The organism is Roseateles sp. (assembly GCF_046300915.1).
In the GTDB taxonomy this organism is placed as follows: domain Bacteria; phylum Pseudomonadota; class Gammaproteobacteria; order Burkholderiales; family Burkholderiaceae_C; genus Kinneretia.
In genome coordinates, this window is sequence record NZ_JBKCLH010000186.1 from 50964 (window position 1) to 62014 (window position 11051).

Below are 11051 nucleotides of genomic sequence, written 5' to 3' on the forward strand. Positions count from 1 at the left end.
TTCTCATGGATGCTTCCGTCGATCTGGTCAACCTGGCGCCGCTGGCCCAGCTGCTTGCCTTTGGCGCCCTGGTGGGCGGCGCGCCCCTGCTGTGGCTGCGCCTGCGCTCGCGGGCCCATGCCGGCAGTCCGGAGCGCCTGCGCGCCCTGACCCTGCTGACCCTGTTCCTGACCTTTGATCTGGTCATCTTTGGCGCATTCACCCGCCTGACCGACTCGGGTCTGGGCTGCCCGGACTGGCCGGGTTGCTACGGGCAGTTCAGCCCCCTGGGGGCGCGTGGCGAGATCCAGGCCGCCCAGACGGCCATGCCCACCGGGCCGGTCACCCACAGCAAGGCCTGGATCGAGATGATCCATCGCTACCTGGCCAGCGGTGTGGGCTTTCTGATCCTGGTGCTCTGCATCCAGAGCTGGCGTCAGCGTCGTCAGGCCGCGAGCCTGGTTTCGCCTTGGTGGTCCACGCTGACCCTGGTCTGGGTCTGCATGCAGGGCGCGTTTGGCGCGCTGACGGTCACCATGAAGCTGTTTCCAGCCATTGTGACCTTGCATCTGCTGGGCGGCCTGGGTCTGCTCGTCCTGCTGGCCTGGCAGGCGCAGGCCTATGCGCCGCGGCCCTTGCGGCTGGGCTCGGGCCTGCGTCGCGCGGTGCTGGTCTTGTTTGTGCTGACCGTGGCCCAGGTGGCCCTTGGCGGCTGGGTCAGCACCAATTACGCCGTTCTCGCCTGCGACGCGTTTCCGCAGTGCCATGCCGGCCAGTGGTGGCCGGCCATGGACTTTGAACAGGGCTTCACGCTCTGGCGCGCACTGGGCGAGAACGCCGAGGGTGGCCTGCTGCCGTTCGCCGCGCTGACGGCCATCCACATGGCGCATCGCCTGGGGGCTGTGGTTCTGCTGGCGGTGCTGGTCGCGGTGGCCTGCGGCCTCTGGCGCCGCGGCGCCGAGGCCCGGCCTTGGGGCGTCTGGCTGCTGGGGCTTGCTGCGTGGCAGCTGCTCAGCGGCCTGTCCAATGTGGTGCTGGACTGGCCCCTGCTGGCCGCCCTGGCCCACACCGGCGGCGCTGCGGCGCTGCTCACCTTGCTGAGTTTTCTGTTGGCGCGCCTCAGGCAGGGCGCCGTGCATCCCGGTCCCCTATGAATCAAGCTTCTCTTGTTGCGACGCAGGCCTCGCGCTGGCGCCAGTTCTACCAGCTCACCAAGCCACGCGTGGTGCAGCTGATCGTGTTCTGCGCCGTGATCGGCATGGCCCTGGCCATTCCCGGCTGGCCCAGCGGACCCGAGTGGGGTGTGATTCTTGCCGCCACGGCAGGCATCTGGTTGGTGGCCGGTGCGGCCGCCGCCTTCAACTGCCTGATCGAAGAGCAGATCGACGCCAAGATGAAACGCACCGCCTGGCGGCCCACGGCCAAGGGGGAGCTCAGCCGGCCACAGACCCTGGCCTTCTCCGCCCTGCTGTGCGCAGTGGGCTCGGCCATTTTGTGGGTCTGGGTCAATCCGCTGACCATGTGGCTGACCTTTGCGACCTTCGTGGGCTATGCGGTGATCTACACCGTGATCCTCAAGCCACTGACGCCCCAGAACATCGTGATCGGCGGCGCCTCGGGGGCCATGCCGCCGGTGCTGGGCTGGGCCGCCCTGCGGGGCGAGGTGGGCCCCGAGGCCCTGATGCTGTGCCTGATCATCTTCCTGTGGACCCCGCCGCACTTCTGGGCCCTGGCCCTGTACCGCACCGAGGACTATGCCAAGGCTGGCCTGCCCATGCTGCCGGTCACTCACGGTTCGGAGTTCACCCGGCTGCAGGTGCTGCTCTACACCTGGGTGCTGCTGGCCGCAACCCTGCTGCCCTTCCTGACCGGCATGAGCGGCTGGATCTACCTGGCCGCGGCCCTGGTGCTGGGACTGCGCTTTTGCCATTACGCCTGGCGGCTGTGGCGCCAGTACTCGGACGAGCTGGCGCGTGCCACCTTCCGTTTCTCCATCTGGCATCTTTCGCTGCTATTTGCTGCCCTGCTGCTGGACCACTATCTGACGCCCCTGTGGGCCTGATGCCATGAAAAACTCCGCCCTCCAGCCGGCTCGCCGGCTCATGCTCTCGGCCGCCGCGGCCGGGCTTCTGGCCCTGCTGGCCGGCTGCGACCGGACCAGCCAAGCTGCCTTCAAGGGCATCGACCTCACCGGTGCGGCCTATGCGCGCGAGCTCAAACTGCCCGATCAGGATGGTCGCGAGCGCACCCTGGGCGACTTCAAGGGCAAGGTCCTGGTCGTGTTCTTCGGCTTCACCCAGTGTCCGGATGTCTGCCCGACCACCCTGGCCGAACTGGCCCAGGTGAAGAAGGCCCTGGGGCCGGATGGTGAGCGGGTGCAGGGCATCTTTGTTACGGTGGATCCCGAGCGCGATACGCCCGAGCTGCTCAAGGCCTATTTGCAGAGCTTTGACCCCAGCTTTGTGGCCCTGCGCGGCAGCGAGGAGCAGACCAAGGCCGTGGCCAAGGAGTTCAAGGTCTTCTATTCCAAGGTGCCGGGCAAGACCGAAGGGTCGTACACCATCGACCACACGGCGGCCAGCTTCATCTTCGACACCCAGGGCCGGGTGCGCGTGTTCTCGCGCTATGGCTCGGGCGCCCAGGCCCTGGTGGACGATATCAAGCTGCTTCTGGCTGAGAAGTAAGGCCGCCTTGGAATGAACAAAGCCCCGGCATGCCGGGGCTTTTTCTTGGGTGGGGCAGGGCGCCGAAATCAGGCGGCGACCAGGGCCTTCTTCATCTTCTTCATGGCGGCCACCTCGATCTGGCGGATGCGCTCGGCGGAGACGCCGTATTCGGCCGCCAGCTCGTGCAGGGTCATGCCGCCCGAGTTGTCGTCGTTCACCTTGAGCCAGCGCTCCTCGACGATGCGGCGGCTGCGCTCGTCCAGCACATCCAGGGCGCGGGCAAGGCCGTTGCCGGCCAATTCGTCGCGGCTGCGGGACTCCAGCACGCGGGTCGGTTCATGACGCTCATCGGCCAGGTAGGCGATCGGGGCGAAGGCCTGCTCGCCGTCGTCCTCGCCCTGGGGCTCCAGGGCCACATCGCCGCCCGCCATGCGGGTTTCCATCTCCAGCACTTCCTCGCGCTTGACGTTCAGCTCGCGCGCCACATGCTCAAGCTCGCTTTCGGTGAGCGTGTTGCGGTGGGTCTGGCCCTCCGCCGCCTCTTCCTTGAGGCTGTGCTTCATGGAGCGCAGATTGAAGAAAAGCTTGCGCTGGGCCTTGGTCGTTGCGACCTTGACCATGCGCCAGTTCTTCAGGATGTACTCGTGGATCTCGGCCTTGATCCAGTGCATGGCATAGCTGACCAGGCGCACGCCCTGCTCGGGGTCGTAGCGCTTGACGGCCTTCATCAGGCCCACATTGCCTTCCTGGATCAGATCGCCTTGGGGCAGGCCGTAGCCCAGGTACTGGCGCGAGATCGACACCACCAGACGCAGATGCGAGAGCACCAGGCGGCCCGCAGCCTCCAGATCACCGTTCTCGCGCAGCCGGCGGGCAAAGGACAGCTCCTCCTCGGGCGTCAGCATCGGCAGGCGGTTGACGGCCGAGATATAGGCGTCCAGATTGCCCAGCGAGGGCACCAGGGCCCAGGGGTCGCGAACAGCCAGTGCGGTGGGGTTGCTCATTCCATATCCTCCAGCCAGTGGGAGCTCAGGGCTCCCGACATGCTTATATTAGCACTCCACCAAAGAGAGTGCTAAATGCGGGTATGCAAGCCCGAGGTGAAGTTATGTGAACGACCGCCGCGTTGGTGTTCACTAACGCGCTAGCTCGCATGGATGCTGGAACTCGGTCCAAATCTGCCAGGGCTGCGGGCTTGGGGGCCCGGCATGCGCTCAGTCGACCAGACCGAAATCAGGGCTGGCCACCATGCGCTCGATATCGAGCAGGATGAGCATGCGGTCGCCAATGCGGCCCAGCCCGGTGATGTGCCGGGCATCGATAGCGGCGCCCATCTCCGGCGGCGGCTTGATGGTGTCGGCCCCCAGTTCCAGCACATCGGACACCGAATCCACCACAACGCCGATCACGCGGCCCAGCACGTTCAGGATGATCACCACAGTGAAGCCGTTGTATTCCGCGGCCTGACCCAGGCGCAGACGCAGGTCCACGATGGGGACGATCACCCCTCGCAGATTGACCACGCCCTTCACAAAGGGGGGCGCATTCGCAATCCGGGTCGGACTCTCGTAGGAGCGGATTTCCTGAACCTTCAGGATGTCGATGCCGTATTCCTCGGCGCCAACGCGGAAGGTCAGGCATTGCCGTACCGTGTCGGTGGCTGCGGTGGTGACCAAGGCGGTCGTGGGTGCTGGGGCGAGTTCGGTGGAGCTCATGATGGTCGGGAGGGCTTGAGTGCCTATTGTGCATGCCTTGGACACGACCCTGCAGTGGCTTATGCCAGCAGTTGGTCCAGCAGCTTCAACAGTTCACGGACGTCCAGGGGTTTGCTCAGGTAATGCCGGATGCCGGCGGCCCGGCTGAGTTCAATCTGCTCGGGCAAGGCATTGGCCGAGACGGCCACCACAGGCAGCCTGGCGCAGGCCGGATGCTTGCGCAGCCGGGCCAGCAGGGCCAGTCCATCGGTATCGGGCAGCTGCATGTCCAGCAGCAGCAGATCCGGGGGCGCGTCCAGCGCTGCGGCCAGGCCGCTGGCACCGTCCTCGCAGACCTGGAGCGAGAACTGGGGCCGCTGGGCAAAGATGCCGCGCATGACTTCGATATTGGCAGCGTTGTCCTCGATGTAGAGCACGCGCCGGCTCGGCACGGCAGTCGGCGTGGCGCTCTCCAGGGCGGGCGCCGCGGGCAAGGGGCTGGCAGGCGTTGCCAGGGGGAAGCGCAGGGTGAAGGTCGAGCCACGGCCCTCGCTGGAGCTCACGGTGAGCCGCCCGCCCATGAGCTCCATCAGCCTTTGGCAGATGACCAGGCCAATGCCCGTGCCCTCCGTGCCGCTGTGCTCCCGGCCCAGCCGGTTGAAGGGCTGGAACAGGGCGGCGAGCTGAGCCGGGTTCAGGCCCAGCCCGGTATCGGTCACACTCAGCTCCACATAAGCTTCATCGGCTCGCCGCGAGCTCAGCTGCACCCGTCCGCCCTGAACGTTGTACTTGATGGCATTGCTGAGCAAGTTGGTCAGCACTTGGCGGATGCGGGTCGCATCACCCAGGGCGTAGCCCGCTTGCGGGTCCAGCTGCTTCTCGATGCTGATCTGCCGGGCGGCGGCTTGCTTCTCCACCAGGGCCAGGGCATCGTCCAGCAGGGCCGGCAGGTTCTGCGCCTGCAGCTCCAGGCGCAAGGCGCCCGACTCGATGCGGGACAGGTCGAGGATGTCGTCAATCATGTGCAGCAGATGCCATCCCGCCTGCTGTACCTGGGCGGTCCAGCCGCGCTGCCGCTCCGACAGGGGGTGCTCGCGGTCCAGATCCATCAGCTGGGTGAAACCCAGCATGGCATTCAGCGGTGTGCGCAGCTCGTGACTCATGCGCGAGAGAAACTCGTTCTTGGCACGGTTGGCCGCTTCCGCCGCCTCGCGAGCCTGTTCCAGCGCCCGCATGCGCAGCTGATCGCTGATGTCCTCCACCACGCCGACCAAGCGGCCCGGCTGGCCTTGCGCATCGCGCAGCAGGCTGACCCGGGTACGCACATGCAGGATGTCTCCCGTGCGGGTGATGTAGCGCTTCTCGCATCGATACATCTCGCTGCGACCGGCGATCAGCTCACCCGCCAGGCGCATATCCTCCTCGTGATCATCCGGGTGGGTGAATGTGAGCGTGCGCATGGCCCGCAGTTCCTCGGCGCTGTATCCCAGCAGGCGGCAGAAATGCGGGTTCACCTCCTGGGGATGTCCTTCCAGATCGGTGAAGAAGATGCCGATCGGCGCCTGCTCGAAGATGGAGCGCAGCCTCTGCTCGCTGGCGCTGAGGGCCGCAGCGGCGGCCTCGCGCTGCGCCACCTCGTGTTCCAGCGCCGTGGTGCGCTGTGCCACCAGGGACTCCACCCGGCGTGCGCGCCCGGTCACCGTCAGCAGCAGGGCGCCCAGCAGGGCGGTGCTCACCAGGCCAACGCTGGCGAAGGCCCAGCTCCCATAGCCGGTGCGGCCGCCCAGGCCCTGGGGGGCGTACACCAGAAACTCCCAGTTTCGGTCCGCGAAGCGCAGGGGCCGCCGGTGCTGCTCGCTGCCCTGCGGCGGCCGCTCGCATCCCGTGGGTCCGGCCAGACGGACCTGGGCTGCGCCCGGCTCTCGATCGAGCAGGCACAGCTCAAGAGCCTCGGGCATGGTCTTGGCGATGCGCTGAAGCATCAAGTCCGGACGCAATGTGGCAAAGACGGCGCCCCGGGCCTGAGCGGGCCCTCCGGTGGCCGCGCCCTGCGGATAGAGCGCCTGGTACGCCACCACACCAATGGCCGTGGCACTGTCCTGGGACAGCTGGAAGCCGGCGGTTGCGGCGGGCCGGCCGCTCTCAAGCGCGCGTTCCAGCGCCGCGCGTGCGGCCGGGATGGAGCGGATGTTCACGCCCAGGGCGGGCGCATTCCGCGACAGGGGCTCGATCAGCCGGATGGCCACCATATCCTCGGCCGCTGGCGGCGCCAGATCGCCCTTGCGGCGGCGGTCATGGGCCCGGTAGGCGGGCAGACCGTCCAGGTGAGCGCTCTTCTCCAGGGCCTGCAGCGCATCGCGCGGTACCCGCTGTGCCCAACCCAGGGCGCGCAGATCGCCATCGGCCCGGAGATGCGCCGTGGTGCCGCGCTCGAAATCCTGGCGTGACAGGCCCGGTGCCACCAGCAGCAGCCCCCGGGTCGCTTCCAGGGCGCCCAGTGGCTCGCGCAAGGCGTGCTCCATGGCCGTGCCAGCTGAGCTGGCCTCACGTTCGAACAGGTCCAGCTCCCGGCGCACGTCCCACTGCACGAGCTGGTAGGTGCCCAGCCCCATCAGCAGGGTCGTGAACAACATGGGCAGTGCGACGTTGAGGCGACGCCCGACCCAGGCCTCTTTGGGATGCGCCAGCAGACACAGACTCAGCGGCGCGCCGATCAGCACGCCCATGGTGTCGCCCACCCACCACGCCGCCCAGTTGCTGAGCCAGCGCTCGGGCGGGATCTCTCCCATGGCCAGCAGGGATGCCGACCCCACGCTGGAACTCACCAGGCAGGCCAGGGCGGCGCCCAGAAGGTAGAAGCGTCCCAGCTCGCGCGGCTCGGTCAGCGCCGGTGCGGCGGCGACAAAGCGTTTGACCAGATAGGCGCCCGCCATGGCTTGCAAGGCGGCACCCAAGGCCAGGACCAAGGGCAGCAAGCCGGCTTGCCGCCCCGCAGACCAGGCCAGCCAGAGGTTGACCAGCATCGATCCCATCCACACACCTGCGGCCATGCGGTAGCCCAGCACCAGCACCGCGGCCAGTGCCAGCCCCGCCGAGGGGTAGATCGGGGAGGCGTAGTTGGGGGGCAGTCGCAGCAGAGTTGCCAGCAAGCCCAGTCCGGCGTAGACCAGGGCCAGCGCCAGGGCTTGCAGGGGCCAGCTACGAAGCAGAGGGTACAGCTGTGGCATGGCGGGATGACTCGCTGAAGCCCATCCTAGCCCAGAGCAGCCATCCCCATGCAAGAGGGCATGGCCGCGCCGGATGCGCATGTCCCGAGCGGGGAGCTTGCAGTAGGATGCGCCTGCCTCACCGACCCCAAGGGATTCTGCATGCCCGTACTGAGCGATCTTCTGCACGCCCTGTTCCTGGTGCCGCTCACCCTGCTGCCCATCATGAATCCCTTCAGCAGCGCCCCGGTGTTCAGCATGACGGCCGGGACCGACCCACTGGTCAATCGGCAGTTGGCGCGACAGGTGGCCATCAACTGCTGGTTTGTCATCGTCGGCTCCATGCTGGTGGGGACCTATGTGCTGGATTTGTTCGGCATCTCCCTGCCCATCGTGCGCATAGGCGGCGGTCTGCTGGTCGCCAGCTCCGGCTGGCGCATGCTCAGCCGCAGCGACGACGACTCGGTGCAGGAAGCGGTGCGACGCTCCCAGGCCGGCGGCCTGTCGCGGAGCGAGCTGGTGCGCCGCAGCTTCTTTCCCATCACCTTTCCCCTGACCACCGGGCCGGGCACCATCGCGGCGGCCATCGCCATCGGTGCCGGTCTGCCCCGCACGCCGGCGCTCTACCTGGCCGGTGCGGGCGTGGCGATGCTGGGCGCCACGCTGACCGTGGGTCTGATCTATCTGCTCTACCGCAACTCGGTGGTGCTGATGGCCAAGCTGGGCGAGGTGGGCACCCTGGTGTTGACGCGTCTCATGGCCTTTTTGCTGCTATGCATCGGCCTTCAGATCATGTGGACGGGCTGGGCCCAGCTCAACGGACTCCAGCCCTGAGGCGCAGATCTGGCGACCGACCGGAGCGTCGCCCCTGAGCGTTGCGCGTTTGGCACAGCGCAGGCTGACTTGTCCCCGAAGGGCTTGGCGCCGGTTCCGCATGCGGCGGCTTATGCCTAGACTGGGTCAACGGCCAAAGCGATGCTGCGGCCGCCCAGACATCATCCCCAGAATCGAAGGAGATCGTCGTGAGCGCCCGTGCCGAACAGTTTTTCACCAAGAACCACAACGCCCTGCCCACCATGCCCGAGGTGGCCAGTCGTTTGCTGAAGAGCTTTGATGACGAGAACATCAGCCTGGCCGCCATCGCCGAGCTGGTGGGCAAGGACTCCACGCTGTCCGCCAAGGTGCTGCGACTGGCCAACTCGGCGCACTACAGCCCCTCCCACAATGTGGCGACCCTGCAGGACGCGGCCCATGCCCTGGGCATGGACAAGCTGCGCAACCTCTCGCTGGCGGCCTGCATCTCCGGTGCGTTTCCCGTCGTGGCGGGCCTGGATCGGGCCCTGTTCTGGCGTCACGGCATCATGACCGCCGGCTATGCGCGTGTGCTCGCGCGGGTGCTGCAACTGGATGCGGACACCGCCTATCTGGCCGGCCTGATGCTGCGTACGGGGCAGTTGCTGATGGCCATGAGCGAGCCGGCCATGGTGGCCGATGTGGAGGCTCATGCCGCCGAGCCGGGCAGCCGCTTCTCGCTGGAGATGCATCGCTTCGGCTGCACCCATGCCGATGTGACGGCCGTGCTGGCCCAGCGCTGGCATTTCCCCGACAAGATGGTCGAGGCCTTCAAGGACGCCAACACGCCGCTGGAGATCAAGCCCTTCTCACTGATGGCCGCGGTGCTGCACCTGGCCGAGGTCTTGGCCGATGCCGCCGAGCACCATGATGATCCGGTCCAGGCCATGCAAGTTGCGGTGCCTGAGCTGCTGGAGCATCTGCACCTGGATCTGGACTTCTTGCGCAGCAAGATCGAGGCTGCCGGCGATCTGGGCGCCGATGTGGACAGCCTCTTGCAGTGAACCGGTGGCAAGGGCCGACGTTGCCGGCCCTTGCACGCGGGTTTAGACGTTGAACAGGAAGTTCAGCACGTCGCCGTCCTTGACGACGTAGTCCTTGCCTTCGGCGCGCATCTTGCCGGCTTCCTTGGCCCCGGCCTCGCCCTTGTACTGGATGAAATCCTCGAAGGCGATGGTCTGGGCACGGATGAAGCCGCGCTCGAAGTCGGTGTGGATCACGCCGGCCGCCTGGGGTGCGGTGTCGCCGATATGGATGGTCCAGGCGCGCACTTCCTTCACACCGGCGGTGAAGTAGGTCTGCAGGCCCAGCAGGCTGAAGCCGGCGCGGATCAGGCGGTTCAGGCCCGGTTCGTCCTGGCCCATCTCGGCCAGGAACATGGCGCGGTCTTCATCGCTCATCTCGGCCAGCTCGGCCTCGGTCTTGGCGCAGATGGCCACCACCGGGCCCTTCTGGGCGGCGGCGTATTCCTTCAGGCGATCCAGGAAGGGGTTGTTCTCGAAACCGTCCTCGGCCACATTGCCCACGAACATGGCCGGCTTGGCCGTGATCAGGCACAGGGGCTTGAGCAGGACCAGCTCTTCCTTGCTGAAGTCGATGGAGCGCACCGGCTTGGCCTCGTTCAGCGCGGCCTGGCACTTCTCCAGCACCTTGACCAGGGCTTGCGCCTCCTTGTCACCGGCGCGGGCCACCTTGTTGTAGCGCACCAGGCTCTTGTCCACGGTGCCCAGGTCGGCCAGGCAGAGCTCGGTCTGGATGACCTCGATGTCCGAGATCGGGTCGACCTTGCCGTTCACGTGGATCACATTGGGATCCTCGAAGCAGCGCACCACATTGACGATGGCGTCGGTCTCGCGGATGTGGGAGAGGAACTGGTTGCCCAGGCCTTCGCCCTTGGAGGCGCCGGCCACCAGGCCGGCAATGTCCACGAACTCCACGATGGCCGGCACGATGCGCTCGGGCTTGACCACCTCGGCCAGCTGCTGCAGGCGCGGGTCGGGCAGTTCCACCACGCCCACATTGGGCTCGATGGTGCAGAAGGGATAGTTCTCGGCGGCGATGCCGGCCTTGGTCAGGGCGTTGAAGAGAGTGGACTTGCCGACATTGGGCAGGCCCACGATGCCGCATTTGAGGCTCATGGGGGACTTTCGCTGGGGGCCGGATGTAAAACGGGGATTTTAACGGCCTGCCTACAATGCCCCCCATGCAAGAGCGAGAAGTGTTCGATGTGCTGGTGCGCGGCGAGGGTTGCGTGGGCCGTGCCCTGGCCCTGGCGCTCTCGGCCCAGGGCCTGCGCGTGGCCCTGCTGGGCCGCGAACAGCCTGGCCGGGATGAGGATCTGCGCACCTACGCCCTGAACGCCAGCTCGGTGGCCCTGCTGCGCGAGCTGCGGGTCTGGGAGACCCTGCCGCGCGAGGCCTGGAGTCCCGTCTACGAGATGCAGGTCCACGGCGACCAGGCCGCCGGCCGCCTGGCCTTCTCCGCCTGGCAGCAGGGCGTGGGCGAGCTGGCCCATATCGTGGACGCTGCCACCCTGGAGCAGCAGCTGGGCGCCGCCCTGAGTTTTGCGCCCCATGTGCGGCGGGTCAGCGCGCCGGGGCCGGCGGCGCGGGCCGCCCCGGGGGCGGGCCCCCCATACGCGGGCCGCGCGGGCC

The 11051-nt window shown here is 67.2% G+C and carries 10 protein-coding genes; 6 read left to right on the forward strand and 4 right to left on the reverse strand.

What is annotated here, in order from left to right:
- Positions 1-5 precede the first annotated feature (5 nt).
- From ACK5F2_RS14210 to ACK5F2_RS14220, 3 genes are read left to right on the forward strand one after another with little or no spacing between them, the layout of a single operon-like run.
- Positions 6-1133, forward strand: a complete 1128-nt coding sequence (locus ACK5F2_RS14210) for a COX15/CtaA family protein (protein WP_409865651.1) — start codon at positions 6-8, stop codon at positions 1131-1133.
- Positions 1130-2041: a heme o synthase gene (cyoE, locus tag ACK5F2_RS14215; protein WP_409865653.1), complete on the forward strand. Its 912-nt coding sequence runs from the start codon at positions 1130-1132 to the stop codon at positions 2039-2041. The genes ACK5F2_RS14210 and cyoE overlap by 4 nt, the downstream gene beginning before the upstream one ends.
- 4 nt (positions 2042-2045) lie before the next feature.
- Complete coding sequence (locus ACK5F2_RS14220; RefSeq protein WP_409865656.1) at positions 2046-2663, forward strand: SCO family protein; 618 nt, start codon at positions 2046-2048, stop codon at positions 2661-2663.
- Positions 2664-2731: 68 nt separating this feature from the next.
- On the opposite strand, the gene rpoH is transcribed toward ACK5F2_RS14220, so the two are convergent.
- The 3 genes from rpoH to ACK5F2_RS14235 all read right to left on the reverse strand — a co-directional run bounded on the left by rpoH (position 2732) and on the right by ACK5F2_RS14235 (position 7566).
- Positions 2732-3649: an RNA polymerase sigma factor RpoH gene (gene rpoH / locus ACK5F2_RS14225; protein ID WP_409865658.1), complete on the reverse strand. Its 918-nt coding sequence runs from the start codon at positions 3647-3649 to the stop codon at positions 2732-2734.
- Between the two features lie 210 nt (positions 3650-3859).
- The gene (locus tag ACK5F2_RS14230; protein ID WP_409865660.1) at positions 3860-4360 is read right to left on the reverse strand and encodes a chemotaxis protein CheW; all 501 of its coding nucleotides are present in this window, start codon (positions 4358-4360) and stop codon (positions 3860-3862) included.
- 59 nt (positions 4361-4419) lie between these two features.
- The gene (locus ACK5F2_RS14235) at positions 4420-7566 is read right to left on the reverse strand and encodes an ATP-binding protein (protein WP_409865663.1); all 3147 of its coding nucleotides are present in this window, start codon (positions 7564-7566) and stop codon (positions 4420-4422) included.
- Between the two features lie 141 nt (positions 7567-7707).
- On the opposite strand from ACK5F2_RS14235, the gene ACK5F2_RS14240 reads away from it, so the two are divergent.
- Positions 7708-8379 carry a MarC family protein gene (locus tag ACK5F2_RS14240; RefSeq protein WP_409865664.1) on the forward strand — a complete coding sequence of 224 codons (672 nt, stop codon included), beginning with the start codon at positions 7708-7710 and terminating at the stop codon, positions 8377-8379.
- Between the two features lie 188 nt (positions 8380-8567).
- Positions 8568-9401: an HDOD domain-containing protein gene (locus tag ACK5F2_RS14245; protein WP_409865667.1), complete on the forward strand. Its 834-nt coding sequence runs from the start codon at positions 8568-8570 to the stop codon at positions 9399-9401.
- 42 nt (positions 9402-9443) lie between these two features.
- Here the strand turns inward: ACK5F2_RS14245 and ychF are convergent, their stop codons facing one another.
- A complete protein-coding gene (gene ychF / locus ACK5F2_RS14250) occupies positions 9444-10535 on the reverse strand; it encodes a redox-regulated ATPase YchF (protein ID WP_133604447.1) in 1092 nt (363 codons plus the stop codon).
- Between the two features lie 65 nt (positions 10536-10600).
- On the opposite strand from ychF, the gene ACK5F2_RS14255 reads away from it, so the two are divergent.
- The coding region (locus ACK5F2_RS14255) for an FAD-dependent monooxygenase (protein ID WP_409865669.1) at positions 10601-11051 on the forward strand (451 nt) is incomplete at its 3' end.

Excerpts from the sequence above, each read along its gene's own strand:
- ACK5F2_RS14210 (WP_409865651.1), top strand. The coding sequence starts at position 6 with ATGGATGCTTCCGTCGATCTGGTCAACCTGGCGCCGCTGGCCCAGCTG.
- cyoE (WP_409865653.1), top strand. The coding sequence starts at position 1,130 with ATGAATCAAGCTTCTCTTGTTGCGACGCAGGCCTCGCGCTGGCGCCAG.
- ACK5F2_RS14220 (WP_409865656.1), top strand. The coding sequence starts at position 2,046 with ATGAAAAACTCCGCCCTCCAGCCGGCTCGCCGGCTCATGCTCTCGGCC.
- rpoH (WP_409865658.1), bottom strand. The coding sequence starts at position 3,649 with ATGAGCAACCCCACCGCACTGGCTGTTCGCGACCCCTGGGCCCTGGTG.
- ACK5F2_RS14230 (WP_409865660.1), bottom strand. The coding sequence starts at position 4,360 with ATGAGCTCCACCGAACTCGCCCCAGCACCCACGACCGCCTTGGTCACC.
- ACK5F2_RS14235 (WP_409865663.1), bottom strand. The coding sequence starts at position 7,566 with ATGCCACAGCTGTACCCTCTGCTTCGTAGCTGGCCCCTGCAAGCCCTG.
- ACK5F2_RS14240 (WP_409865664.1), top strand. The coding sequence starts at position 7,708 with ATGCCCGTACTGAGCGATCTTCTGCACGCCCTGTTCCTGGTGCCGCTC.
- ychF (WP_133604447.1), bottom strand. The coding sequence starts at position 10,535 with ATGAGCCTCAAATGCGGCATCGTGGGCCTGCCCAATGTCGGCAAGTCC.